Source organism: Roseateles sp., assembly GCF_965229315.1.
Lineage (GTDB): Bacteria > Pseudomonadota > Gammaproteobacteria > Burkholderiales > Burkholderiaceae_C > Pelomonas.
Map to the genome: position 1 here is coordinate 1,025,255 of NZ_CBDDJA010000002.1, position 25,738 is coordinate 1,050,992.

Below are 25,738 nucleotides of genomic sequence, written 5' to 3' on the forward strand. Positions count from 1 at the left end.
TCAGTTTAGAGGTGCACGCACCGGCAATGAAAAGGGCCATCCCGAGGATGGCCCTGATTCACGGGGGTGCCCGTCTTGAAGCTGAGTGGGAGGTTTCGTCAAACCATGGCGAACCGCACCCCAATCATATTGGCAGGCCGTCAAAACGCCATCAAAGGGCGTTCCGAAGGCCTGCAAACCCTGCTTAGACCGAGAAATCGGTCAGCTTGGCGCCGCCGGCGACTGCCGCTTTCAGCCATTTGGGCTGAAGGCCGCGGCCGCTCCAGGTTTCGCCGGTCGCCTGGTTGCGATACTTGGCCGCCACCTTGGAGACCTTGGCCGGCTTGGGCACGCGCATGCTCAGATCTGCGACCGACAGGCCATATTCGCTCATCAGGGACTTGACCTTGGCCACCGCCTCGCTGCGCTCGCGATCCTTGGTTTGGCTGATCTGGGCGTCGAGCGCTTCGCGCTGGGCCAGGAGTTCTTTCAGAGTGGACATGCTGCTATTCCTCGTGCGATTTCAGCGTGGAGACTCTCGACATCGGTGCCGAGGCCTCGGAGGTGCCGGGCCAGGTGTCAATCCGTGGCCGTAGCGATTATCTCCGCGTCGGAATTAAATCGCGTGTCGGGAATTCAGGCAAGGGGTTTTGTCGGCTGGTGGCGACGGGTTTGGATTCCACGGTTCGAATTCGACCGGCCCCGGGAGTTTGAATGCGCGCCGCTGAATGCCGCCGGCATGCGGGCCGCGTGTGTGCATGGCCCGGCATCCGTGATATTGCCACCGCGTTGCAAATGGTGATGGCGGTTGCCTGGATTTTCTGCCGTCCGGCGCCGAGTCATCGCGGGACGCGTCGCCAGCCGCGCGTTTGCAGGCCCTTGCTCAGTTTGTCGGCGGCACGTAGCCGGCCACCGTTTCGGCGCCTGCACCAAAGAAAAACTGCTCGGCCTGGCGCATCAGGTATTGACGCGCACGCAGGTCGGCGAGGTTCAGCCGGTTTTCGTTGACCAGCATGGTCTGGTGCTTCATCCAGGCCGCCCAGGCTTCCTTGCTGATGTTTTCCCAGACCCGCTTGCCGAGTTCCGTGTGGGCGGGATAGGGCGGGAAGTCCAGCCCTTCGGCTTCCTTCTTCAGATAGGCGCATTGGACGGTGCGGGGCATGGCAGCTCTCCTGGGATAACAAAAAGCGAAAACGGCCGGCACTTTAGCGCGCCGGCCATTTGAGGAAGGGACCAGGGCTTAGTTGAATCTCTTGACCAGCACCAGCGAGCGGCGATCCCAGTTGTATTTGCGCTTGCGTTCCTCCGGCAGCCATTCGGGGTCGACCTGCTGGAAGCCGCGCTTGATGAACCAGTGCATCGTGCGCGTCGTCAGCACGAAGATGCTGTCCAGCCCCATGGCCTTGGCGCGCTGCTCGATGCGCTTGAGCAGCCGGTCGCCGTCGCCCTGGCCCTGCACCTCGCCGGAGACGGTCAGTGCCGCCATTTCGGCCGTGTGGGCTTCGACGTAGGGGTACAGCGCCGCGCAGCCGAAGATGACGCCGTCGTGCTCGATGACGGTGTAGGCCTCGATGTCGCGTTCGATCTCGGTGCGGCTGCGCTTGACCAGCGTGCCGTCGCGCTCGAAGGGCTCGATGAGCTGGATGATGCCGGCCACGTCGTCGGACGTCGCCTCGCGCAGGCTTTCGAGCTTCTCGTCCACGACCATGGTGCCGATGCCGTCATGGGTGTACACCTCCTGCAGCAGCGCGCCGTCCACCGCGAACGGGATGATGTGCGAACGCTCGACACCGGCGCGGCAGGCGGCGGCGCAGTGGCGCAGGTAGAAGGCGGCATCCGTCGGTGCCGGATAGGGCGCGACCTTGGACAGCATGCGCTCGGCGTCGGCCAGGGCCAGTTCGGTGTCGATGGGGCTGTCGGGATCGGCCGGGTTCTCCGGCACGCCGGCCGATTCGCAGACGAACAGCAGCTTGTCGGCCTGCAGCGCGATGGCGGTGGACGTCGCGACGTCCTCCATGCTCAGGTTGAACGCCTCACCCGTGGGCGAGAAGCCGAAGGGCGACAGCAGCACGATGGCGCCGATGTCGATGGCGCGCTGGATGGCCGCAGCGTCCACCTTGCGCACCAGGCCCGAGTGCTGGAAGTCCACGCCGTCCACGATGCCGACGGGGCGTGCGGTCAGGAAATTGCCGGAGAAGACGCGCACGGTCGCGTTGGCCATCGGCGTGTTGGGCAGGCCCTGGCTGAAGGCGGCCTCGATCTCGAAGCGCAACTGCCCGGCCGCCTCCTGGGCGCAGTCCAGCGCCACGGCGTCGGTGATGCGCATGCCGTGGCTGAAGCGCGGCGACTGGCCCTTGGCGATCAACTGCTCGTTGACCTGGGGCCTGAAGCCGTGCACCAGCACGATCTTGATGCCCATCGCATGCAGGATCGCCAGGTCCTGCACGAAGGCATTGAGCTTGCCGGCGGCGATCAGCTCGCCGGGCATGCCGACAACGAAGGTCTCGCCACGGTAGGCGTGGATGTAGGGTGCCACGGCACGGAACCAGGGCACGAAGGTGTGGGGAAAGACAAGACCGGTCATGCCGCGAATTGTGGCCCGGACGCGGCGCGCGGGCGGGTCGCTTCCTGCACTTGACGCCGTCATGTTCGCCACTGAGGATGACCGCTCCACCCACCCGGAGACCGCGATGAAGGACTACAACGACGTCTACACGACCCCTGGCGCCTTCAGCTGGACCGAGCTGTCCAGCAGCGACGCCAAGGCCGCCTGCGATTTCTACGGCAGCCTGTTCGGCTGGACCTACGACACGATGAACCTGGGCGAGGGCGACTATCACGTCATCAAGGCCGGCGAGGTCGCCATCGGCGGCATCATGAAGCAGCAGCAGCCCGGCCCGGCCGTCTGGGGCTCGTACGTGACGGTCGAGTCCTGCGACGCCACCGTCGAGAAGGCCCGGGGCCTGGGCGCCCACGTGCTGGCCGGCCCCTTCGACATCCCCACCATCGGCCGCATGGCCGTGCTGCAGGACCCGCAGGGCGCCGTCATCCAGGTCATCAGCTACGCCCCGATGCCGACTTGAGCGGGTGCGGGACAATCCCGCCGCAATGAATCCTGAACGATCCGAGAGCCGGTTGCCTCAACCGGCTCTTTCCATTTCCTTCCCTGAATCGCTGCCCGTCTCGGCCCGCCGAGACGAAATCGCGCAGGCGCTTGATCAGCACCAGGTCGTCATCGTCTGCGGCGAGACCGGCTCGGGCAAGACGACCCAGCTCCCGAAAATCGCGCTGGCGATGGGCCGTGGGCGGCTCAACGGCGGCGGGCTGATCGGCCACACGCAGCCGCGGCGCATCGCCGCCAGCAGCGTGGCCAAGCGCATTGCCGAGGAGCTGAAGACGCCGCTGGGCGATGTGGTGGGCTACAAGGTCCGCTTCCAGGACCGGCTGGCCAAGACCGCGTCGGTCAAGCTGATGACGGACGGCATCCTGCTGGCGGAGACGCAGAGCGACCCGCTCTTGCGGGCCTACGACACCCTCATCATCGACGAGGCCCACGAGCGCAGCCTCAACATCGATTTCCTGCTGGGCTACCTGCGCGAGCTGCTGCCGCGCCGGCCGGACCTGAAGATCGTCGTCACGTCCGCCACCATCGACGCGGACCGGTTCGCCAACCATTTCGCGTCCAGCAAAGGCCCGGCGCCGGTGCTGACCGTGTCGGGGCGCCTCTTCCCGGTCGAGCAGCGTTACCGGCCATTCGAGGAAAGCCGCGAATACGACCTGAACAACGCCATCACCGACGCCGTGGACGAGCTGTGGCGCGAGGGCGGCGGCGACGTGCTCGTCTTCCTGCCCGGCGAGCGCGAGATCCGCGAGGCGGCCGAGGCGCTGCGCAAGCACCACCCGCCTGGCGTGGAGATCCTGCCGCTGTTCGCCCGGCTGTCGCAGGCCGAGCAGGACAAGGTGTTCGAACCGCATGGCCAGCGCCGCATCGTGCTGGCGACCAACGTGGCCGAGACCTCGCTGACGGTGCCGGGCATCCGCTACGTCATCGACCCGGGTCTCGCGCGCGTGAAGCGCTACAGCTACCGCAACAAGGTGGAGCAACTGCTGATCGAGCCGGTCAGCCAGGCCGCAAGCAACCAGCGCGCGGGCCGCTGCGGGCGCGTGGCCAACGGCATCTGCATTCGCCTGTATAGCGAGAAGGAATTCAACGAGCGGCCCAAGTTCACCGACCCGGAAATCCTGCGGTCGTCACTGGCGGGCGTCATCCTGCGCATGAAGGCGCTGCACCTGGGCGAGGTGGAGCGCTTCCCGTTCCTGGAGCCGCCGCGGCCCAAGGCGATTGCGGACGGCTACCAGCTGCTGGCGGAACTCGGCGCGACGGACGACAACAACGAGCTGACGCCGCTCGGCAAAGAGCTCTCGCGCCTGCCGCTGGACCCACGCGTGGGACGCATGATCCTGGAGGCCCGCACGCGCGACGCGCTGACCGAGGTGCTGGTGATCGCCTCGGCGCTGAGCGGCCAGGACGTGCGAGACCGGCCGATGGAAGCGGCCCAGGCCGCCGACGAGAAGCACAAGAAATTCGACGACGAGAAGTCGGAGTTCATGGGCTACCTGAAGCTGTGGAAGTGGCTGGGTGAAAGCCGAGGTGGCGACGGCGAACACAAGCTGTCCGCCCGCAAGCACGAGCAGCTGTTGCGCGAGAACTTCGTCAGCCCACGCCGCGTGCGCGAGTGGCGCGATGTGCATTCGCAGTTGCACACGGTCGTCGCCGAGCTGGGCTGGCGGCTGAACCAGAGCGACGCGACCTACGAGCAGGTGCACTTGTCGATGCTGGCCGGGCTGCTGGGCAACATCGGCCAGAAGAGCGACGACGAGGACTGGTACCTCGGCGCGCGCGGCATCAAGTTCTACCGCCACCCGGGCGCGCACCTCTCGAAGAAGCCGGGCCGCTGGATCGTGGCGGCCGAGCTGGTGGACACGTCGCGCCTGTACGGCCGCGGCATCGCCAACATCGAGCCGCAATGGCTGCCGCCCATTGCCGGCCACCTGATCAAGACGCAGCTGCTGGAGCCGCACTGGGAGAAGAAGGCCGCCGAGGTCGTGGCGCTCGAACGCGCGACGCTGTACGGCATCGTGCTGTACAGCAACAAGCGCGTGAACTTCGGCCGCGTGGACCCGAAGGCGGCGCGCGAGATCTTCATCCGCGAGGGGCTGGTCAACGACGACCTGCCGGATGAGCTGGTGCGGCAGTTGCCCTTCCTGGGCCACAACCGCCGCCAGATCGCCAAGGTCGAAGCGCTGGAGCACAAGTCGCGCCGCCAGGACGTGCTGGTGGACGACGAGCTGATCTACGCCTTCTACGACGACAAGCTGCCCGCCCACGTGTTCTCCGGCGCGACGCTGTTGAAGTGGTGGCGCGAGGCCAGCAAGAGCAACGACAAGCTGCTGCAGCTCAGCCAGGACGAGCTGATGCGCCACGAGGCCGCGGGCGTCACCAGCGAGGCCTTCCCCAAGGTCATCCGCCTGGGCGGCGTGGACTGCGCGGCGACCTACCTGCACGAGCCCGGCGACGCGCGCGATGGCCTGACGGTCACCGTGCCCATCTTTGCGCTGAACCAGGTCAGCGAGGAACGTGCCGAGTGGCTGGTGCCCGGCATGCTGGCGCAGAAGGTGACGGCGCTGCTGAAGAGCCTGCACCAGAAGCCGCGGGCCCGGCTCACGCCGCTGCCGGACTTCGTGGCCGAGTTCATCGCGCTGAATGGCTTCGGCCAGGGCGGCCTGCTGGACGTGCTGTTGAAGGCGGTGAAAGAGCGCACCCAGCTCGCCGTGCAGCGTAATGACTTCAAGCTGGAGCAACTGCCCGCTCACCTGTTCATGAACTTCCGTGTCGTGGACGAGCATGGCCGCCAGCTGGGCCAGGGCCGCCAGCTCGCCGCGCTGAAGGCAGAGCTGGGCGGGCAGGCGCGGTCGGCCTTCCAGGCGCTGGCGGCGCTGAAACTGCCCGCGGCCGCCGAGGCGCCCAAGCCGGCGCCAGCGCCGGTGACGGGCAAGGGCATCCGTGCCGAGATCGTCACGAAGAAGCCCGAGGCGGCGCGCGACGTCAGCCAGGCCTACACGGACTGGACCTTCGGCGAGCTGCCCGAGCTGCTGGAGGTCCGCAAGGGCGGCCAGACGCTGATCGGCTTCCCGGCGCTGATCGACAAGGGCGCGCACGTCGAGATCGAGGTCTTCGACGAGCCCGAGGTCGCCGCCGCCAAGCACCGCGCCGGCCTGCGCCGGCTCATCGCGCTGCAGCTCAAGGAGCCGCTTCGTTTTTTGGAGAAGAACATCCCCGACCTGCAGCGCATGTCCGTGCTCTACATGGGCCTGGGCACGGCCGAGGACTTGCGCGACCAGGTCATCGGCGTGGCGCTGGACCGCGCCTTCCTGGCCGACCCGCTGCCCGCCGATCAACTCGCTTTCAGGAAGCGCATCGACGAAGGCCGCAGCCGCCTGAACCTGATCGCGCAGGAGGTGGCCCGCGCCGTGCATGCCGTGCTGCAGGAACTGGCCAACGCGACCCGCAAGCTCAAGGACTCGCGGCCGGCGAAGGACGTGGCTGACGACATCACTGTGCAGCTGCAGCGCCTGGTGCCCAAGCGCTTCGCGCTGGACACGCCCTGGGCGCAGCTGCAGCATTTGCCGCGCTACCTGAAGGCCATCACCGCCCGGCTGGACAAGCTGCGCGCCGACGCCGCCCGCGACGCCAAGCTGATGAGCGAGGTCAGGCCGCTGGAGCAGCGCTACACGCGCCGTCTGGCGGAGCTCAAGGGTGTGCGCGATGCCCGGCTCGACGACTTCCGCTGGCAGCTGGAGGAGCTGCGCGTCAGCCTGTTTGCCCAGGAACTCAGGACACCCCAGCCCGTCAGCGTGAAGCGGCTGGACAAGGTTTGGGCGCAGCTGTGCGGTTGAGCGTGCACTGGGTCCGGTGGTTGGGCCGATGATCGGGGCGTGAGCTGCTGCACGCAGGGCTGGGATTGCCGCCGAAAACCGGGGCATTTCGACGCCTGCTTGCAAGCTAGCCCGCACCGGCCTGGAGTCCAATGCGCCCTATCTCCGTGACAGCTTCGCTGCCTTCTTCCTCATCGTGCCCGAAACCAGTCCCGCCGCACCGCCGCTGAAAAGCCTTGGCCGCTTCGAGCTGCGCGCGCTGCTGTCCAAGAGCGCGCGCAGCATGGTCTGGCTGGTGCACGACCCGCGCCATGGCCAGGAGCTGATGCTGTGCATGCCGCGCGAGCAGCCCAACAGCCTGGCCGCCATGGAGCACTGGCTGCGCATGGCGCAGGCCGGCGGGCGCGTGCAGCACCCCAACGTGGCGCCGGTGTTCGAGGTCGGCCAGGTCGAAAGCCGGCCCTATGTGGCCTACGAGCGCACGCTCGGCGAGACGCTGGAGGAGCGCCTTGCGCGCCAATCCGCGCCGCTGCCGCTGGAAGCGGCCGGGTGGGTGGCGCAGTTGCTCGAAGGCCTGGCCTTCGCGCACGAGTCCGGCCATGCGCACCGCGACATCCAGACGGCCAGCCTGGTCATCGATGCGAACGACAAGGTGCGCCTGATCGGCCTGGAAGTGGCCCAGGAGGTGTTCCCCGCCCACGTCGACTTCAACACCGTCACCCGCCGCGCCGTGCGCGAGTCTGCCGAGGAAGACGTGCTGTGCGTGGGCCTGCTGCTGCACCGCACGCTCAGCGGCAAGCCGGTGCTGGATCAGCGCGACCTGCAGGCCGTCGTGCAGCAGATGCAGCCGTCTTCCGGCTATCCGGGCCGCGAGATCGTGCGCCTGGGGTGGGAGACGCCGCACCCCATCCCCGACCCGCTGCGCGCCATCTGCAACCGCGCGACGGACCGCCAGGCCCGCCAGCGCTACCACCTGGCGCGCAGCTTCTGGCGCGCGCTGGACGGCTGGCGCCAGTCCGCCGCCCACGATGACGGCGGCCCCATCGTGCTGCTGCTGGACAAGCTGCAGCGCATCGGCCACCTGCCGACGACGACCACCGGCGTGCACCGCTTCACGGCCGGCTCGGGCCTGGAGGCCCAGCATGCCAGCGCGCTGTCGGAACTCGTGCTCAAGGACATGGCGCTGACGCTGGAACTGGTGCGTCGCGTCAACCATGCACTGAGGCAGGGTGGCCACCAGGGCGAGGCCATCCTGAACATGCAGCGCGCGATCCAGATGATCGGCCTGGACGGCCTGCAGGTCGCCGCCAACGCGCTCAAGCCCTGGCCGGGGCCGCTGCAGCCGGTGGCGGCCGAGATGCTGCGCCAGGTCATGGCCCGCGTCGTCAAGGCCGGTGAGGTCGCGCAGGCACTGCGCCCGGCGGGCTACGACGCGGAGGTGGTCTACCTCATCACCGTCATGCAGAACCTTGGCCGGCTGCTGCTTCAGTACCACTTCCCGGACGACGCGCAGCAGATCCGCCAGCTCATGCAGCCGCCCGAGCCAACCGAGGAACTGCTCAACCCGCCGAGCTTGAGCGAGCAGGCCGCCGCCTATGCCGTGCTCGGCTGCGACCTGGACGTGCTCGGCATCGCCGTCGCCCGTCATTGGGGCCTGGGCGACGAGCTGTTGCAGATGGTCCGCCGCCAGCCGCTGGATGCGCCGGTGCATGCCGCGCGCAGCGATGCCGACACCATCCGCCTGACCTGCAGCTTCGCCAACGAGCTGGTCGATGCGTTGGGCCAGCCCGAGCACAAGCGCCGCGCGGCGGTCGAAGCGGCGACACGCCGCTATGCGAAGCCACTGGGTATCGGCCTGCGCGAGGTCATGGCGGCGCTGAATCCCGCCGCGCAGCAGCCCTCGGCGCGTGCCGCCGCCAGCGCGGCGCCGGTGCAGCAAGCGCCGGCAGCGTCGTCGCTGCGAGAGCGCCTCACCCAACGCGGCGGCTCGTGACCGGCCCGCACCGTGGCTGAAGACCTGCCCCAGCTTGGCCGCTTCCGGCTGCTGCAGCGCCTGGGCGAGGGCGGGCAGGCCACGGTCTGGCTGGCGCATGACCCGCTGCTGGACCGCGAGGTCGCCGTCAAGCTGCTCAAGCCGGCTGCGGAACCCGGCAGCGTGGACGAATGGCTGCACGAGGCCCGCGCCGTCAGCCGGCTCACCCACCCCAGCATCGTGCCGGTCTTCGAGGCCGACACGCAGGGCGGCCAGTCCTACCTCGTCTTCGAGTACGTGGCGGGCGGCACGCTGAGCCAGCGCTTGCGTGCCGGCCCCAGGCCCGGCGCGGCCGAGGCGGTGACGATGATGCTGGCCGTGCTGGACGGCCTCGTGGCGGCGCACGCCGCCGGCCTCGTGCACCGCGACCTCAAGCCCAGCAACATCCTGCTCGACGCGCGCGGCCGGCCGCGGGTGATGGACTTCGGCATCGCGGCGCGCGTGTCCACCGACACGCGGCTGCAGGCCCGCATCGTCGGCACGCCGGGCTACATCTCGCCGGAGGCCGCGCGCGGCGCGCCGCCGCAGCCGCAGATGGACGTGTTCGCCGCCGCCGTCATGCTGGCCGAGATGCTGAGCGGCCAGCGCCTGAACCAGGACCCCGACCCCTGGCGTGCCATCCAGCGCGTGCAGACGACCGACCTGCACCTGCCCTCGGGCCTGGCCAGCGACGTGGACGACGCGCTGCGCGCCATCGTGCAGCGTGGCCTGGCGCGTGACCCTTCGGCGCGCTGGCCCAGCGCCATGCTGCTGCGCGACGCGTTGGCGGCCTGGCTGCGGCCGGTGGCGGAACCCGATGCCGACACCCACGAGGCGCCGGTGCTGGACTTCCTGCTGCGCCGCATGCGGCACAAGAGCGACTTCCCCGCGCTGTCCGACGCCATCAGCCGCATCCAGCGGCTCACGCAGTCCGAGAACGAGAGCCTGGCCAGCCTGTCCAACGAGATCCTGAAGGACGTGGCCCTGACGCAGAAGCTGCTGCGCCTGGTCAACACGGCTCAATACCAGCACGCGGGTGGCGGCGGCATCAGCACGGTGTCGCGCGCGGTGGCGCTGATCGGCTTCGCCGGCATCCGCAACCTGGCGCTGTCGCTGGTGCTGCTGGAGCGCATGGAGAACAAGGGCCATGCGCAGCGCCTGCGCGAGGACTTCCTGCGCTCACTCATGGCCGCATCGCTCGCGCGCGAGCTGTGCGCCAGCCCGCGCGAGGCCGAGGAGGCTTTCCTCGGCGCCATGCTGCACCACCTGGGCCGCACGCTGACGGAGTTCTATTTCCCGGAAGAGGCCGACGCGGTGCGCCGCCTCGCCGGCGCGGCCGAGGAGGGCCAGCCGCCGCTCAGTGAGGCCGCGGCCTCGACGCAGGTGCTGGGCATGAGCTACGAGGGCCTGGGCCTGGGCGTGGCCCGGCAATGGGGGCTGCCCGTGAGCCTGCAACGCTCGATGCGCCGCCCCGGCGGCGATGCGCCGGCCAAGCTCATCGAGGACAGCGCCGAGCGCCAGCGCTGGCTGGCCCGCGCCAGCAACGACATGGCGGACCTCATCCTCAACACGCCCCCCGAGCAGGCCCATGCCAGGCTGCGGGCGCTGGCGCAGCGCCATGCACGGGCGCTGGGCGTGAGTGCCGAGGCCTTCGAGCAGGCGGCGGACACGGCGCGCCAGCACCTTGCGCAGATGACCGAGGCGCTGGAGTTGCGGCTGCCGCGCGAGTCCCATGCGCAGCGTCTGCTCGCGCCGCTGGCCCCATCGCCGCATGACTCGCTGACGGCGCATGAACTCGCGCCCACGCTGGTGCTGGAGCGCACGGCTGTTGGCGCACCGGCAGACGCCGCCCACGCGAGCGAACTGCTGGCCGCCGGCATCCAGGAGATCACCGACGCCATGGTCGACAGCGCGCAGCTCAACGCAGTGCTGCGCATGATCATGGAGACCATGTACCGCGCCCTGGGCCTGCGCCGCGTCATCTTCTGCCTGCGCGATGGGCGCGGCCAGACGCTGACCGGGCGCCTGGGCGTGGGTGCCGACATCGAACGCCTGGCGCCGCTGCTGCGTGTAGACCTCACCGCGCAGCCGCCGGACCTGCTGGGCGCGATCTGCCTGAAGGGCGTCGACACACTGATCCAGGACGCGCGTGCCGCGAACATCGCGTCGCGACTGCCCGCGTGGTTCAACAGCGAGTTCGGCGCGCAGAGCTTCCTGCTGCTGCCGCTGATGCTCAAGGGCGCGCCGTTGGGCCTGATCTATGCCGACCATGCGCGGGCCGGCGCCGTGCAGGTCAGCGACAAGGAGCTGTCCCTGCTGCGCACGCTTCGCAACCAGGCCGTGATGGCCTTCCGGCAGGCGGCCGGCTGACGGCTGCATCCGCACCGGGGCTGTAAGGCCAGTCCCACAAATCTTGGCGCGACCCGCTGACGGTTGGCGCGCCGCTCCTGGCGAATACTGAATTGGCAATGTCGGCACCCCGCTGACACCGGCCACCGAGATGCCTTGGCGGCCGGCGCGATCAAAACCGCAGGAGTCCGCAATGAAATTCAATTCGACGCACGGCCAAGGTGTCCTCGCCCTGGCTCTCGCCCTGGCGCTGGCCGCCTGTGCCTCGGCGCCGCCGCCCAAGGAGCAACTGGCCGTCGCCAATGCCGCGGTGGACCAGGCCTCCAGCAATTCCGCCGATGCGCCGGCAGAACTCGCCTCGGCGCGCGACAAGTTGACCCGCGCCAACGCCGCGATGGCGGCCAAGGACTATGTCGCCGCGCGCCAACTGGCCGAGCAGGCGTCCGCCGACGCCGCACTGGCCCAGGCCAAGGCCCGTTCCGCACGCTCCGACCGGGCGCTGATCGAACTGCGCGAAAGCATCCAGCAGCTGCAGGCTCAGATCAACCGCTCGTGATCCGCACCAACGAACAACAAGGAACCCACACCATGAAGCCATTTGCCACCGCCCTGACCGCACTGGCCGCCGCGGCCCTCTTCGCCGGCTGCGCGAGCGCCCCGACCGTCACGCCCCAGCTCGAGCAGGCCCGCACGACGGTGTCGCGCGCGTCCGCCGACCCGGCCGTGTCCAAGTACGCCGCGCTGGAGCTGAAGAAGGCCACCGATTCGCTGCGCCGCGCCGATGAACTCAGCGCCAAGCGCGAGGCGCCCGCCGACATCGATTCCGCCGCCTACGTCGCCATGCAGCAGGCGCGCACGGCGATGACGCAGGCCAAGGCCGCGTCCGATGAAGACGCGATCAAGTCCGCCGAGGCCGACCGCGAGCGTGTGCGTGCCGATGCGAATGGCGCTGCTGCCCAGCGTGCGCGTGCCCAGGCCGCTGACGCCAATGCCCAGGCGGCCAATGCCAACGCGCAGGCCGCGATGGCCAGCGCCGATGCCAACAGCGCACGCGCCCAGGCGGCGGCCGCCCAGGCCAGTGCCGCGCAGGCCCAGCAGCAGGCTGCCGCGCTGCAGCAGGAACTGAACGACCTGCAGGCCAAGCAGACCGACCGCGGCATGCTGGTGACGCTGGGCGACGTGCTGTTCGAGTTCGGCCGCGCCGAAATCAAGCCGGGCGCGCAAGGGGCCATCACCAAGCTGGCCACGTTCCTGAGCCAGCATCCCGAGCGCCGCATCCTGATCGAAGGCTTCACCGACAGCGTGGGCAGCGACGAGGCCAATCAGGTGTTGTCGGAGCGCCGCTCGCGTGCCGTGGCCGACGCGTTGCAACGCGCCGGCGTCGACGCCAGCCGCATCGACACCCGCGGCTACGGCGAGCGCTACCCGGTGGCCAGCAACAGCAGCAACACCGACCGTGCGATGAACCGCCGCGTCGAGGTCTACATCTCGGACAACGACCGCCCGGTCCGCGCCCGCGGCTGAGTCATCGACATTCCTTTGCTCTTCACATCGACGGAGGTCGCATGAAGCACCCGATCCGAACCCTCGGCCTGGCACCCCTGACCGCCGTGCTCTCGCTGGCCCTGATGGGCGGCGCGGCGCAGGCCGCGCCCAAGGCGCCGTCGAATGTCGACAGCGCACAACTGAAGTACGAGCGCGAGAAGGCCGACTGCACGATGGGCCGCAGCAGCCAGCCCCGCAGCGTCTGCCTGAAGGAAGCCGGTGCGGCCTACGCCGAGGCCCGCCGTGGCCGGCTGACGTCCCCCGGCGATGACGCGTCGATTTACGCCGCCAACGCCGCCAAACGCTGCGAGGTGCAGAAGGGCGACATGCGCGACCTGTGCCTGCGCCGGGTGGCGGGCGAGGGTACCGTCAGCGGCTCCGTGGCCAAGGGCGGCAAGCTGGAGGAACTGAGCGTCATCACGACGGAACCGCCGGCTGCCGGGCCGGCCAAGCAGCCGCCCAAATGACCTCAAAGGTCGGCACTGTTGAAAGGCGGGTGGGTCACTCCACCCGCTTTTTTCATGGGCGGCTGCCGCGGGGGCAGCAAGGGGAGGGTGACGAGCCTGACCCCGGCACTGGTTGCAACGCTTAGGGCTGCTTGGTTCCCCACCTGACCCGGTTGGGCGCGCTTCCATGCGGGGAGGCCCGTCACTTCGCATTCTACCGGTCCCGGGCGACGTCCACGCTCAACCCGGCAGGAATTGCCGGTTGATGGACAAGTCCATCGCCAGCGCGAGCAGCGCGAGGGCGGTCAGGTAGCCCAGCAGGTGCAGGCGGGCTTGACTTATCGCCCAGTGGCCGCAGATCAGGTAGCCCACCAGCGCGATCAGCTTCAAGCCCAGCCACCAGTGGCGCATCGGGTTGTAGCCGATGCTGCCCCACAGGCTCAGGCCCGTGACGACGAGGCAGGCGTTGACGCCGAACACCAGCACCAGCAGCCGGGCGTCCTTGGCGATGGCCTGCAGCTTCGGCGTGCCGAACTGGAACAGCAGGCCGCGCAGGAAGAAGAGGCCGGCGCTGCACCAGGCGAGCAGCACATGCCACTGCACCATTTGCGAGTAGAACCACGGCACGAGCGGTCTGGCGCGGTTCAGCGCAGGTGCAGGTCGTCTTCGCTGAAGCGGATGCCCAGCGGCTCGATCAGCAATTGCTTCTCGCCCGCCTCGACCCTGCCGGCCACCCAGGCCTCGATGCCGCAGTCGCGTGCGACCTGCGCGGTGCGCTCGGCATCCTCGGCAGCCACGAAGATCGCGAAGCCCGCGCCCATGTTCAGCGTGGAATAGGCCTCGCGGTCATCCTGCCCGGCTTCCTTCTGGATGAAGGCCAGTACCGGCGTCTTGGGCGGCACGGTGTGGATGCGGTAGGTCAGCGCGCTCGGGTGGCGCAGCAGCTTGCGCCAGCCGTGGCCGGTGATGTTGGCGCAGTAGTGCGGCGCGATGCCGGCCTTCCACAGCGCCTCGGTGACGGGCGAGTACAGCGCGGTGGGCGCCAGCAGCGCTTCGCCGTAGGTCAGGCCTGGCTCGATCTCGGTCAGGTAGCCGTCGGGCAGCCGCTCCGCCAGCTTGCGCGCCAGGCTCAGGCCGTTGGCATGGATGCCGCTGGAGGCCAGCAGCACGATGGCGTCGCCCGCGCCCAGCTTGTCGCCGACGGACAGGCGTTCCTTGGGGTTGATGAGGCCGGTACACGACGCAGCCAGGTCGATGCGGCCGTCCTCGACGATGCCGGCCAGCGCCGGCGTCTCGCCGCCGCCCCAGGCGACCTGGCAGGTGTCGCAGGCCGCCTTCCAGCCGGCCACCAGCGCCTGCGCGCGCTGGGCGTCGCCGAACCAGTCGCTGCCGCCGGCGGCCCAGTAGGCCTGCACGACCAGCGGCGTGGCGCCGACGGTGATGAGGTCGTTGACGGCCATCGCGATCGTGTCCTGCGCAATCCCGGCGAAGAAGCTCTTGCCCGTCAGCTTCGCCATCTCGTCGGCCACCAGCGTTTTGGTGCCCAGGCATTCGACGATGGAGGCCATGTAGAACGGCCCCACGTCCACGACGTAGGCGGACTCTCCGCGCGATGCCTTCACCTCGCTGAAGCCGTGGCCGGCGAGGTGGGTGGCGGTGGCCGCGGCGGCGCGCTGCGCGGTGATCTTGAGCGGGTCGATCAGGTCGTAGTTGACACCGGCCTGGTCGTAGGTGAGGGGGGCTTGCGAGGTCATGGGGGCGGATTATCCGCGGTGCCTCGCTCGGCTCGGGCGCGCCTGGCGCCTCCTAGAATCCGGCCCCATGAGTTACCAGGTCCTGGCCCGCAAATACCGTCCGCAGAGTTTCGAGCAGCTCGTCGGGCAGGAGCATGTCGTGCAGGCGCTGGCCAATGCGCTGACGCAGGGCCGGCTGCACCATGCCTACCTGTTCACCGGCACGCGCGGCGTCGGCAAGACGACGGTCTCGCGCATCCTCGCCAAGAGCCTGAATTGCACCGGGCCGGACGGCACCGGCGGCATCACGGCGCGACCCTGCGGCGTGTGCCCGGCCTGCCGCGACATCGACGCCGGCCGCTTCGTGGACTACGTGGAGCTGGACGCGGCCTCCAACCGCGGCGTGGAGGAAATCTCGCAGCTGCTGGACCAGGCCGTCTACAAGCCGGTGGTCGGGCGCTTCAAGGTCTACATGATCGACGAAGTGCACATGCTGTCGAACACCGCGTTCAACGCGATGCTGAAGACGCTGGAGGAGCCGCCGGACTACCTGAAGTTCGTGCTCGCCACGACCGACCCGCAGAAGGTGCCGGTCACCGTGCTGTCGCGCTGCCTGCAGTTCAACCTGCGGCCCATGGCGGCGGCGGACGTGCAGATGCACCTCACCAACGTGCTGGGCGCCGAGAGCGTGCCGGCCGAGCCCGGCGCGCTGCGGCTGCTGTCGCGCGCGGCGCGCGGCTCCATGCGCGACGCGCTGTCGCTGACGGACCAGGCCATCGCCTTCGGCGCCGGGTCCTTGAGCGAGGATGGCGTGCGCCAGATGCTGGGCAGCGTGGACCGCGGGCACATCGTGGCCATCGTCGACGCGCTGGCCGCGGCGAGCGGCGAGGCCGTCGTGGCGCAGGCGGACGCGCTGCGCGCTGCCGGCTTGTCGGCGGCCGGCACGCTGGAGGACCTGGCCACGCTGTTCCAGCAGATGGCGCTGGCCCAGGCTGCACCGACGGCGCTGGACGACACGGACAACGAGACGGCGGAAATCCGGCGCCTCGCGGCGGCGCTGCCGGCCGACGAGATCCAGCTGATGTACAGCATGGCCCTGCACGGCCGCGCGGAACTGCACCTGGCGCCCGACGAGTACGCCGGCCTGCTGATGGTGCTGCTGCGCATGCTGGCCTTCCGGCCCGCGGGCACGCAGCCCCGGCCGGTCAAGGCTGCGGCGCTGGTGCGCCCGGCGGCCGTGGCCAAGGCCGTCGTGGCCGTGCCGCTGCCCAGGGCGGTGCCGCCCGTTGCGCCAGCCGTGTCATTGGCTATTGCTGTTTCTGCTGCTCCTGTGGCTGCCGCGGTGACGGCGCCCGTTGCCGCGCCCCCGGCCCTCGCACCGGCGCCTGCCGTCGCGCCTGCCAAGGTGGCCGAGCCTGCAGCGCCCAGCTTCAGCGACCGGCTGCGGCCCAAGCCCGTCGAACGCGAGGTCGTTGCCGAAGAGCTCATGGACTTCGACGGCCCGCCGCCCGACGACGCGCCGCCGCCGTGGATGGACGCGGACGACCTGCCGGCCATCGCCATCGCCGCCCCGCGCGGCGAACCCGAGGCGCCGCGCCGCGCCGTGCTGCGCGAGACGCCCGAAGGCGCCCGCTGGGCCGAACGCATCGCGGCGCTGAGCCTGCCGGGCATGACCGGCGAACTCGCCCGCCAGGCCCAGGCGCTGGCCTGCCGCACCGTGGACGGCCGCGAGGTCTGGACGCTGCGCCTGGAGCGTGAGTCGCTGCGCCAGCCCGCGCTGGTCGCCAAGCTCGAAGCGGCGCTGGACGCCAGGCTCGACATCGAAGCTGGCGTGGCCGAAGACTCCATCGCGCTGCGCACCATCGCGCGCGCCGAAGCGCAGCAGCGCGCGGCCGAAGATCTGGCCGCCGATCACCCGATGACGCGCACACTGCTGTCCCAATTCCCTTCAGCGCGCATCCTGCCGGGCTCCGTGCAGCCGCTGACCCCCACCCCCTGACCAGGAAAAGACCATGATGAAAGGCCAACTCGCCGGCTTGATGAAGCAAGCCCAGGCGATGCAGGACAACCTGAAGAAGGCGCAGGACGAACTCGCCCACATCGAGGTCGAAGGCCAGAGCGGCGCCGGCCTCGTGAAGGTCGTCATGACCTGCAAGAACGAGGTCCGCCGCGTGACCATCGACCCCAGCCTGCTGGCCGACGACAAGGACATGCTGGAAGACCTCGTGGCCGCCGCCTTCAACGACGCGGTGCGCCGCGCCGAGGCCACCAGCGCCGAGAAGATGGGCAAGCTGACCGCCGGCATGCCTCTCCCGCCCGGGATGAAATTCCCGTTTTGACCGCCCTTGATGCGCTCGTCGAGGCGCTCAAGCGCCTGCCCGGCGTGGGCCAGAAGTCGGCGCAGCGCATGGCCTACCACCTGCTGCAGCACGACCGGCTGGCGATGCCGCGCCTGGCCGACGCGTTGACCGCGGCGGGCGAGCACATCAAGCACTGCGAGCGCTGCCACACGTTCAGCGAGACGCCCATCTGCAGCGTCTGCGCGGACGCGCAGCGCGATGCGGCGCTGCTGTGCGTCGTCGAGACGCCGGCCGACCAGGCCGCGCTGGAGCGCACCGGGTCCTACCGCGGCTACTACTTCGTGCTGCTGGGGCGGCTGAGCCCGCTGGACGGCGTCGGCACGCGCCAGATCGGCGCCGCTGAGCTGCTGGCCCGCGCGAGCGAAGCCGGCGTGGCGGAGGTCATCCTCGCCACGAGTTTCACCGCCGAGGGCGAGGCCACGGCCCATGTGCTGGCCGAGGCGCTGCGCGTGCGCGGCATCACCTCCACGCGGCTGGCGCGCGGCGTGCCGGTGGGCAGCGAACTCGAATACGTGGACCTGGGCACCATCGCCCATGCGCTGACCGACAGAAGATGAGCCCAACCCCTACCGGCTTCGCCGGCCCCCTCAAGGGGGCGCTGCCAGTGGCCTGGCCAAGCCAGTTCCACGGCAGCCGCTTGGGCATACACCACGCCATTCAGGAGCCTTCATGACTGTTGCCCAACTCTGCCTGCTCGTCGCTTGCGTGCTGCCCATCGCCTGCGCGGGGCTGGCCAAGTCCAAGGGCTTCGGCAAGCGGCGCCGCGACGGTGGCTTCGACAACCACCAGCCGCGCGCGTGGCTGGCCCGGCTCGACGGCTGGCAGGCGCGTGCGAACGCGGCGCAGGCCAACAGCTGGGAGGCGCTGCCGGTGTTCATCGCCGGCCTGTTCGTCGCCTCGCAGCACCAGGCCGCGCAGGGCACGGTGGACCTGCTGGCGCTGGGCTTCGTGGTGTCGCGCCTGCTCTTCATCGCGCTCTACCTGGCCGACCAGGCCTCGTTGCGCTCGCTGCTCTGGATGGCTGGCCTGGGGGCCTGCGTGGCGCTGTTCTTCGTGCGCTGAACGCCGCCGGCGACCGTCAGGGCGCCGCGGCCGCCATCACGTTGCGGCCGTTGCCGGCCGCCTTGACCGTCTTTGCGGCCTTGGCAGCAGGCTGCTTGGCTGCCACCCGCACGACCTTGGCAGGGGCCGCCTTGGCCATCGAGGCCTTCGCCACCGGCCGGGTCTTGATGGCAGGTTCGCTCCTTTTGGCCGGCGTGTTCGCGGTGTAGACGACGATGGACTGGCCCGGCTTGAAGCGCGCGCCATTGCCCACCTTGTTCCACTGCGCGACCTGCTCGGCCTTGACCTTGTAGCGGGCTGCCACGGCGGCGACGGTGTCGGCCTTGCCGGCCTTGAGCGTGAGGCGGCGCAGCGGCGGCGCGTCGGGCGCGAGGTTCAGCGCCGCGGTGTCGGCCAGCCGCTCGGACACGTCCGCGTGCACATGCTCGCCGCGCGGCACCAGCAGCGTGGAGCCGGCCTTGACCAGCATCTTGGGCGGGATCTTGTTGATCTCGCGCAGCAGCACTTCGCTCGTGCCGTTGCGCTTGGCGGCCTCGCCCGGGCTCATGGTCTTGGGCACGACCCAGGCCGTCCAGCTCGCCATCGGGCCGGTGTGGCGGGCCAGGCTCTCGGCGAATGCGCTGGCCTGGTCGTAGGGCAGCAGCACCTGCTGCGTGGCGGCGGCCAGGATGACCGGCTTGTTCATCTGCGGGTTGAACTGCTGGAAGGTCTCCAGCGAGATGCCGGCGAACTGCGCGGCCAGCGACACGTCGATGTCGCGCTCGATCTTCACGCTCAGGAAGTAGGGGTGGTTGGCCACCGGCGGCAGCGTCAGCGCGTAGCGGTCGGGCGCGAAGACGATGTTCTTCACGGCCTGCAGCTTGGGCACGTAGTAGCGCGTCTCGTCGGGGATCTTCAGGCTGGCGTAGTCGGTGGGCAGGCCCAGGCGCTGGTTGCGGGCCACGGCCTTCTGCACGTTGCCCGGGCCCCAGTTGTAGGCGGCCAGCGCGAGGTGCCAGTCGCCGAACATCTTGTAGAGGCGGCCGAGGTAGTCCAGCGCGGCGCGCGTGGAGGCGAGCACGTCGCGGCGGTCGTCGCGGAAGATGTTCTGCTTCAGGTCGAAATCGCGGCCCGTGGCGGGCATGAACTGCCACATGCCGGTCGCCTTGGCCGTGGACACGGCATGCGTGACGAAGGCACTCTCGATGAAGGGCAGCAGCGCCAGCTCGCTGGGCATGCCGCGCTTCTCGACCTCTTCCAGGATGTGGAACAGGTAGCGGCTGCCGCGCGTGGTCATGCGCTCGACGTAGTCGGGCCGGGCGCTGTACCAGGCCTCGGCCTTGCGCACCCAGTCGTCGTCCAGGTCGGGCAGCTGGAAGCCGCCGCGCACGCGCACCCACAGGTCGGCGCTGGCGTCGGGCGCGTCCAGGTCGATCTTCTCGCCGGGGCGCAGGTTGTCTTCCAGCAGGCCGGCCACGACGTCGCGCGTGGGCGGCGGTGCCACCACGGGCGGCGGTGCCAGTGCCGCCTGCACGACGGCGGCGGTCTGTTCGGGGGTGGGGGCGGGGTTGGCGGCCTCGTTGACCGGGGCGGTGGTGGCCGCGCAGGCGGCCAGCAGCGTGGCCAGGGCGAGCGGTGTGAGGCGGTGGATCAGGGTCATCGGAATCCGTTCTTCCATTCGCGCAGCGTCGCGAACACATCGACCGGGCTGGGCGCGGCCGGCAGTTTGACAGGGGCATGGCGCCGCGCGGCGTCACGCAGCGCGGGTTCGGTGCAGCGAAGGAATGGGTTGATCTGGGTCTCGGTGCCCAGCCGCGCCGGCAGCGTGGGGCGGCCGGCGGCGCGTTGGGCCTCGCACCAGGCGGCGTAGGCCGCGAGGGCGGTGTTGGCGGGGTCCACCTCGCGCGCGAAGCGCAGGTTGGACAGCGTGTATTCGTGGGCGCAGCAGACGCGTGTTTCAGCGGGCAGCGCGGCCAGCGACTGCAGCGACGCGTGCATCTGCGCCGGCGTGCCTTCGAACAGCCGGCCGCAGCCGGCGCTGAACAAGGTGTCGCCGCAGAACAGCAGCGGATCGCTGCCGGGCACGTCGGTCGCGAAATAGGCGATGTGGCCGGCCGTGTGGCCCGGCACGTCCATGACGGCGAAGCGCAGGCCCAGCAACTCGACGGTGTCGCCACCCTGCACACGTTCGACGGGCTCGGGCATCTTCTCGCCGGCCGGTGCGTAGACGGGCCCTTGCAGCCGCGGTCGCAGCGCGTTGACGCCGCCGACGTGATCGCCGTGGTGATGCGTCAATAGAATGCCTGTCAGCGTCAGCCCCCGAGCGTCCAGCGCCGCGGCAACCGGTGCGGCATCACCTGGATCGACGACGATGGCCTCGCGGCCGTCATCCAGCAGCCAGAGATAGTTGTCGTCGAAGGCGGGGAGGGGCGTCAGTGTCAGCGCCGAGGACGCAGACTGCGAGCTGATGATGGGTTGCCCCTGTTTCATGCCGCCAAATCACCCATGACAGATAAAAGTCCGAGTATAGATTTGGCAGCCTGGCTGCAAACCCCTCCGGGGCGCTATCTGCTGGCCTGGGAGCAGGCACAGGTGGACGCGGCGGTCATCGACCTGTTCGGTTACCACGCGTTGCAATTGGGCCTGCCCGAACTGGACGGTCTGCAGACCAACCGCATGCCCCACCGCTGGCTCGTCGGGCGCGACCTGCACTGTGAGTTCGATGCGCTGCCCTTCGAGAGCGCCAGCCTGGACCTGGTGTTGCTGCCCCATTCCCTGGAGCTGGCCTGCGACGCCCACGCCGTGCTGCGCGAGGTGGACCGTGTGCTGCGGCCCGAGGGCCGGCTCATCGTCTTCGGGCTGAACCCGGCGAGCCTGTGGGGCCTGCGCCAGAACCTGGGCCGGCTCAAGCGCCGCGGCGAGCCCTACCTGCCTCGCGACGGCGAGTTCATCGGCTACTGGCGCCTGCGCGACTGGCTCAAGCTGCTGAGCTTCGACGTCGAGGCGGCACGCTTCGGCGGCTACCGCCCGCCGCTGCGCAGCCAGGCCTGGCTGGACCGCTGGCAGTGGGTGGAAGGCGTGGGCTCGCGCTGGTGGCCGGTGCTGGGCGCGGTGTATTTCATCCAGGCGGTCAAGCGCGTGCACGGCATGCGCATGATCGGCCTGGCCAAGAACGGGCGCGCGGCTGCCAAGAAGGCACCGGCCGTTGCGCTGAACAACCATCAGAACAAAAAATGACCGAATCCACGCCACCTGTCCTGGCCATCAAGCGCCCGCAGGTCACGATCTACACCGACGGCGCCTGCAAGGGCAACCCGGGCCCTGGCGGCTGGGGCGCCTGGCTGTCCAGCGGCGGCCACGACAAGGAACTCTTCGGCGGCGAACCCGGCACGACCAACAACCGCATGGAGCTGACGGCGCCCATCGAGGCGCTGGCGTCGCTCAAGCGCAGCTGCGACGTGGTCGTGTATCTGGACAGCGAGTACGTGCGCAAGGGCATCACCGAATGGATCGTCAACTGGCAGCGCCGCGGCTGGAAGACGGCCGACGGCAAGCCGGTGAAGAACGCGGACCTGTGGCAGCGGCTGGACGCACTGCGCAAGCTGCACAGCGTGGAATGGCGCTGGGTCAAGGGCCATGCCGGCGACCCGGGCAACGAGCGCGCCGACATGCTGGCCAACAAGGGCGTCGCGTCTCTCGGCCGGGCCCGCCCGTAAAGTCCGCGCGAACCCAGGTTCACGGAGATCCGTCGAATGAAGCTGCTGTCACTCCTGCTTGCCACGGCGCTGGCCGCTGCCACGGCCCATGCTGAGGCCCAGACCTACACGGTGCTGTGCATGAAGACGGCTTGCGGCCAGCTGAAGCTGGTCGAGTCGCCTGGCCGCATGGTGGTGGACTACAGCTACCGCAACAACGGCCGCGGGCCCGACCAGAAGGAGCTGCTGGAGTTCGCACCCGACGGCACCTGGACGGCCTACCGCAACGAAGGCGTGGCCACGTACGGCGCGCGCATCGATGAGCGCTTCGAGCGTCAGGCCGATGGCCGCGTCGTGTGGCGCTCGCCGGTGGACCAGGGCGACAAGCCGGGCGTCGCGCGTGAGGCGGTGTTCCTGCCGGTGGAGTCCAGCCCGGCGTGGGCCGCGCGGCTGGCGCAGGCGCTGCTGGCGCGGCCCGACCAGCGTGCGCCGGGCCTGCCGGTGGGGCAGGTCGCCATCGCGCGCGTGCAGGCGCTGAAGGCCGGCGGCGTGGACGTGGGGCTCTACGCGATCACGGGCCTGGACCTCGCGCCCAGCTACCTGTGGCTGCGCGAGGACAACCGCGCGCTGTTCGCTCGCGTGTCTCCGGGCTGGGGCGCGACAGTGCTGCAGGGCTTCGAGGGCGAGGTGGACCAACTCGCCAGCGCGCAAAAGGCTGCCGAACTGGTGCGACTGCAGCGCGTGGCGCGCGAGCTGCCCCAGCCGTTGCCGGGCCTGACCGTCATCGAAGGCGTGCGCTGGTTCGACGCCCAGGCCGCGGTGCTGCGCGGCCCGTCGGACGTCTATCTGTTCGAAGGCCGCATCGCCGCCATCGCCAGGCCCGGCAGCCTGGCGAATGCGCAGCCGGCCCAGCGCATCAGCGGCAAGGGCCGCACGCTGCTGCCCGGCTTCATCGACATGCATGCCCACGTGGACGAGAGCGACCTGCTGCTGGATCTGGCCGCCGGCGTGACGGCCGTGCGCGACGTGGGCAACAGCAACGCCGACCTGGCGCTGCTGCGTGGCCGCGTGATGCGTGGCGAGCTGCTGGGGCCACGCATCACGGCCAACGGCTTCATCGAGGGCAAGAGCCCGTTCTCGTCGCAGGCCGACTTCGTGCCGGACAACCTCCCCGACGCGCTCGCCGCCATCGACTGGTATGCCGCGCGCGGCTACCGCCAGCTCAAGCTCTACAACTCCATCCGCCCCGAGTGGGTGAAGCCCATGGTGGCGCACGCGCGGTCGCTGGGGCTGCGCACCGGCGGCCATGTACCGGCCTTCATGACGGCGCGCCAGGCCGTGGAGGCGGGGTTCGACGAGCTGCACCACATCAACCAGGTGACGCTGAACTTCCTCGTCGGCAAGGACGACGACACGCGCACGCTGCTGCGCTTCAACCTGGTGGGCGACAAGGCGGCGGACCTCAAGCTCAACGACGCGCGCACCCGCGACTTCATCGCGCTGCTGAAGAAGCGCGGCACGGTGGTGGACCCGACGATGACCGCCTTCGAGGCGCAGTTCACGCAGCGCCAGGGCCAGCCCAACCCCAGCTACGCGATGGTGGCGGCCAACCTGCCGGCGGTGGTGCAGCGCAGCTTCCTGTCGGCCGAGGTGGACATGGACGACGCCAAGGCCCGGCGCTGGCGCGCGAGCTGGCAGGTCATGACCGACCTGCTGCGCCGCCTGCATGCGGCCGGCATACCGCTCGTGGCGGGCACCGATGCGACAGCCGGCTTCGCGCTGCAGCGCGAGCTGGAGCTGTATGTGCAGTCCGGCATCCCGGCCGCGCAGGCCCTGAAGATCGCGACGTGGAACGGCGCCAAGTACAGCGACCGGCTGGCCGACATCGGCAGCATCGAGGTGGCCAAGCAGGCCGACCTGGTGCTGGTGGACGGCGACCCGGTGGCCGACATCCGCGCCATCCGCCGCGTGGCCCTCGTCCTGCAGGGCCTGAACGGCCAGACGCGCGCGCTGTCGCCGTCGGCCCTGTATCAATCGATGGGTATCCTGCCCTTCGTGCCCACCGCCGAGATCCTGAAGTGATGCGACTTGCCGCCACCCTGCTGCTGGCGCTGCCCCTGTGGGCCGGTGCGGACACCACGCTGCGCTTCTGCGCCGCCGGCAGCCCCAAGACCTTCGACCCGGCGATGACCGACAGCGGCATCGACCACGTCGCTCACATGCCCATCTTCGGCACGCTCGTCGAGGTCAGGCGCGGCGCGGACGAGCTCATCCCGGGCCTGGCCGCGAGCTGGCGCGTCAGCCCCGACGGCCTGGCCTACACCTTCGAGCTGCGCCGCGGCGTGGCCTGGCACACGACTGACGAGTTCAAGCCCACGCGCGAGTTCAACGCCGACGACGTGCTGTTCACGTTCGGCCGCGTGCTCAGCCGCGACAGTGCCTTCGCCAAGGCCTTCCCCAACGTGTCGCCCTACGTGGTGTCCATGGGCTGGGAGAAGCTGATCCGCCAGGTCGAGAAGACCGGCGAGCACCAGGTGCGCATCACGCTGGCCGAGCGCGACGCCTCCTTCCTGGCGGCGCTGACGTTCGCTTTCGCGGGCATGCAGTCCGCCGAATTCGGCGCGCAGCTGCTGAAGGCCGGCACGCCGCAGCGCATCGCACAGTGGCCGGTGGGCACGGGGCCTTTCCAGCTGAAGAGCTTCCGCAAGGACGCCGTCATCCGCTACACCAAACATCCTGGCTGGTGGCGCCGTGACGAGAAGCCGCGCGCCGACCAGCTCGTCTACGCGATCACGCCTGACGCCACCGTGCGCTCGCAGCGCCTGAAGCGCGACGAGTGCGACATCGCCGCGCCGGTCGGCCCGGCCGAGCTGGCCGAGCTGAAGAAGGACCCCGCCATCCGCATCGCCACCGCGCCTGGGCTCAACGTCGGCATCCTGGCGTACAACACCCGCAAGCCCGCGCTCGCGAAGCTGGCGGTGCGCCAGGCGCTGGACATGGCCATCGACAAGGCGGCGATCCTGCGCACGGTCTACGGCGACGCCGGCACGGCCGCCACCACCGTCATCCCGGCCGCCAACTGGGCGCACGATGCCAGCCTCAAGGCCGCGCCCTACGACCCCGCGAAGGCCAAGGCGCTGCTGCAGAAGGCCGGCGTGCTGCCGCTGGACCTGCAGCTCTGGGCCATGCCCGTGGTGCGCGCCTACAACCCCAACGGCCAGTTGATGGCGCAGATGATCCAGTCCGACTGGGCCAAGGTGGGCGTCAAGGCGCGCATCGTCACCTACGAGTGGGGCGAGTACCTGCGCCGCATCGACGCCGGCGAGCACGACGTGGCGCTGAGCGGCTGGAACGGCGACACCGAGCCGGCCAGTACGGCGGCGCAACTGGCCTGCGGGTCCAACAGCGGCACGTTCTGGTGCGACCCGGCCTACGACAAGCTGCTGGCCGAGGCGCGCCAGGCGCTGAAGCAGGAGGACCGCAAGCTGCTGTATGGCAAGACGCAGAAGATCGCGCTGGAGCAACTGCCGTGGACGCCCATGGGCTACGGCAAGCTCGCGGTGCCGCAGCGCGCGGCGGTCAAGGGCTTCATCCTGGACCTGGACGGGAGCATCTACTTCGACGGCGTCCTGCCGCGTTGAAT

The 25,738-nt window shown here is 69.8% G+C and carries 22 protein-coding genes and 1 other RNA gene; 15 read left to right on the forward strand and 8 right to left on the reverse strand.

Translation table 11 applies throughout. The features are described 5' to 3' along the window. Nucleotides 1-184: 184 nt before the first annotated feature. The 3 genes from ACO07H_RS09495 to argA form a co-directional block, all read right to left on the reverse strand. Nucleotides 185-481 carry an H-NS family nucleoid-associated regulatory protein gene (locus tag ACO07H_RS09495; protein WP_422013437.1) on the reverse strand — a complete coding sequence of 99 codons (297 nt, stop codon included), beginning with the start codon at nt 479-481 and terminating at the stop codon, nt 185-187. A 381-nt stretch (nt 482-862) separates the two neighbouring features. Continuing rightward, entirely contained in the window at nt 863-1,141 is a 279-nt protein-coding gene (locus ACO07H_RS09500; protein ID WP_422013439.1) for an oxidative damage protection protein, read from the reverse strand. Nucleotides 1,142-1,219: 78 nt separating this feature from the next. Further along, nucleotides 1,220-2,563 (reverse strand): amino-acid N-acetyltransferase, encoded by a 1,344-nt coding sequence (gene argA / locus ACO07H_RS09505; protein ID WP_422013441.1) that lies wholly within the window; start codon nt 2,561-2,563, stop codon nt 1,220-1,222. 61 nt (nt 2,564-2,624) lie between these two features. Here argA and ACO07H_RS09510 point away from each other — a divergent pair, with 61 nt between their 5' ends. The 7 genes from ACO07H_RS09510 (at nt 2,625) to ACO07H_RS09540 (ending at nt 13,287) form a co-directional block, all read left to right on the forward strand. Next, nucleotides 2,625-3,062 carry a VOC family protein gene (locus ACO07H_RS09510; RefSeq protein WP_422013443.1) on the forward strand — a complete coding sequence of 146 codons (438 nt, stop codon included), beginning with the start codon at nt 2,625-2,627 and terminating at the stop codon, nt 3,060-3,062. Nucleotides 3,063-3,087: 25 nt separating this feature from the next. Next, nucleotides 3,088-6,936: an ATP-dependent RNA helicase HrpA gene (gene hrpA, locus ACO07H_RS09515; protein ID WP_422013445.1), complete on the forward strand. Its 3,849-nt coding sequence runs from the start codon at nt 3,088-3,090 to the stop codon at nt 6,934-6,936. A gap of 175 nt (nt 6,937-7,111) precedes the next feature. Next, nucleotides 7,112-8,908 carry a serine/threonine protein kinase gene (locus ACO07H_RS09520; protein ID WP_422013447.1) on the forward strand — a complete coding sequence of 599 codons (1,797 nt, stop codon included), beginning with the start codon at nt 7,112-7,114 and terminating at the stop codon, nt 8,906-8,908. Between the two features lie 12 nt (nt 8,909-8,920). Continuing rightward, entirely contained in the window at nt 8,921-11,296 is a 2,376-nt protein-coding gene (locus ACO07H_RS09525; RefSeq protein ID WP_422013449.1) for a protein kinase domain-containing protein, read from the forward strand. Nucleotides 11,297-11,468: 172 nt separating this feature from the next. After that, nucleotides 11,469-11,831, forward strand: a complete 363-nt coding sequence (locus ACO07H_RS09530; RefSeq protein ID WP_422013451.1) for a DUF4398 domain-containing protein — start codon at nt 11,469-11,471, stop codon at nt 11,829-11,831. Between the two features lie 32 nt (nt 11,832-11,863). After that, the gene (locus tag ACO07H_RS09535) at nt 11,864-12,799 is read left to right on the forward strand and encodes an OmpA family protein (RefSeq protein WP_422013453.1); all 936 of its coding nucleotides are present in this window, start codon (nt 11,864-11,866) and stop codon (nt 12,797-12,799) included. Nucleotides 12,800-12,840: 41 nt separating this feature from the next. Further along, on the forward strand, nt 12,841-13,287 hold the full coding sequence (locus ACO07H_RS09540; protein WP_422013455.1) for a hypothetical protein: 447 nt from the start codon (nt 12,841-12,843) through the stop codon (nt 13,285-13,287). Nucleotides 13,288-13,373: 86 nt separating this feature from the next. Here the strand turns inward: ACO07H_RS09540 and ffs are convergent. From ffs to ACO07H_RS09555, 3 genes are all read right to left on the reverse strand, one after another. Further along, an RNA gene (gene ffs, locus ACO07H_RS09545) (signal recognition particle sRNA small type) lies at nt 13,374-13,470 on the reverse strand. A 36-nt stretch (nt 13,471-13,506) separates the two neighbouring features. Beyond that, entirely contained in the window at nt 13,507-13,872 is a 366-nt protein-coding gene (locus ACO07H_RS09550; RefSeq protein WP_422013457.1) for a SirB2 family protein, read from the reverse strand. Between the two features lie 38 nt (nt 13,873-13,910). Beyond that, nucleotides 13,911-15,020, reverse strand: coding sequence for an AIR synthase-related protein (locus ACO07H_RS09555; protein WP_422013459.1), 1,110 nt, complete (start codon nt 15,018-15,020; stop codon nt 13,911-13,913). 67 nt (nt 15,021-15,087) lie between these two features. Between ACO07H_RS09555 and dnaX the strand changes: the two genes are divergently transcribed. From dnaX to ACO07H_RS09575, 4 genes are all read left to right on the forward strand, one after another. Further along, entirely contained in the window at nt 15,088-16,998 is a 1,911-nt protein-coding gene (dnaX, locus tag ACO07H_RS09560; RefSeq protein WP_422013461.1) for a DNA polymerase III subunit gamma/tau, read from the forward strand. A gap of 13 nt (nt 16,999-17,011) precedes the next feature. Continuing rightward, nucleotides 17,012-17,338: a YbaB/EbfC family nucleoid-associated protein gene (locus ACO07H_RS09565; RefSeq protein WP_422013463.1), complete on the forward strand. Its 327-nt coding sequence runs from the start codon at nt 17,012-17,014 to the stop codon at nt 17,336-17,338. Continuing rightward, a complete protein-coding gene (recR, locus tag ACO07H_RS09570; RefSeq protein ID WP_422018621.1) occupies nt 17,326-17,916 on the forward strand; it encodes a recombination mediator RecR in 591 nt (196 codons plus the stop codon). Before ACO07H_RS09565 ends, recR begins: the two co-directional genes overlap by 13 nt. A 112-nt stretch (nt 17,917-18,028) precedes the next feature. Then, a complete protein-coding gene (locus ACO07H_RS09575; protein ID WP_422013465.1) occupies nt 18,029-18,421 on the forward strand; it encodes an MAPEG family protein in 393 nt (130 codons plus the stop codon). 16 nt (nt 18,422-18,437) lie between these two features. Here ACO07H_RS09575 and ACO07H_RS09580 read toward each other — a convergent pair whose 3' ends face one another. Continuing rightward, on the reverse strand, nt 18,438-20,060 hold the full coding sequence (locus ACO07H_RS09580) for a transglycosylase SLT domain-containing protein (RefSeq protein ID WP_422013467.1): 1,623 nt from the start codon (nt 20,058-20,060) through the stop codon (nt 18,438-18,440). Continuing rightward, nucleotides 20,057-20,842 (reverse strand): hydroxyacylglutathione hydrolase, encoded by a 786-nt coding sequence (gene gloB / locus ACO07H_RS09585; RefSeq protein ID WP_422018622.1) that lies wholly within the window; start codon nt 20,840-20,842, stop codon nt 20,057-20,059. Before gloB ends, ACO07H_RS09580 begins: the two co-directional genes overlap by 4 nt. A gap of 90 nt (nt 20,843-20,932) precedes the next feature. Here gloB and ACO07H_RS09590 point away from each other — a divergent pair, with 90 nt between their 5' ends. The 4 genes from ACO07H_RS09590 to ACO07H_RS09605 are packed head-to-tail and all read left to right on the forward strand — an operon-like array spanning nt 20,933 to nt 25,736. Further along, nucleotides 20,933-21,637 (forward strand): class I SAM-dependent methyltransferase, encoded by a 705-nt coding sequence (locus ACO07H_RS09590; protein ID WP_422013469.1) that lies wholly within the window; start codon nt 20,933-20,935, stop codon nt 21,635-21,637. Further along, a complete protein-coding gene (gene rnhA / locus ACO07H_RS09595; protein ID WP_422013471.1) occupies nt 21,634-22,116 on the forward strand; it encodes a ribonuclease HI in 483 nt (160 codons plus the stop codon). The genes ACO07H_RS09590 and rnhA overlap by 4 nt, the downstream gene beginning before the upstream one ends. Before the next feature lie 36 nt (nt 22,117-22,152). Beyond that, a complete protein-coding gene (locus ACO07H_RS09600) occupies nt 22,153-24,177 on the forward strand; it encodes an amidohydrolase family protein (RefSeq protein WP_422013473.1) in 2,025 nt (674 codons plus the stop codon). Further along, on the forward strand, nt 24,177-25,736 hold the full coding sequence (locus tag ACO07H_RS09605; protein ID WP_422013475.1) for an ABC transporter substrate-binding protein: 1,560 nt from the start codon (nt 24,177-24,179) through the stop codon (nt 25,734-25,736). The genes ACO07H_RS09600 and ACO07H_RS09605 overlap by 1 nt, the downstream gene beginning before the upstream one ends. The last annotated feature ends 2 nt before the right edge of the window (nt 25,737-25,738 follow it).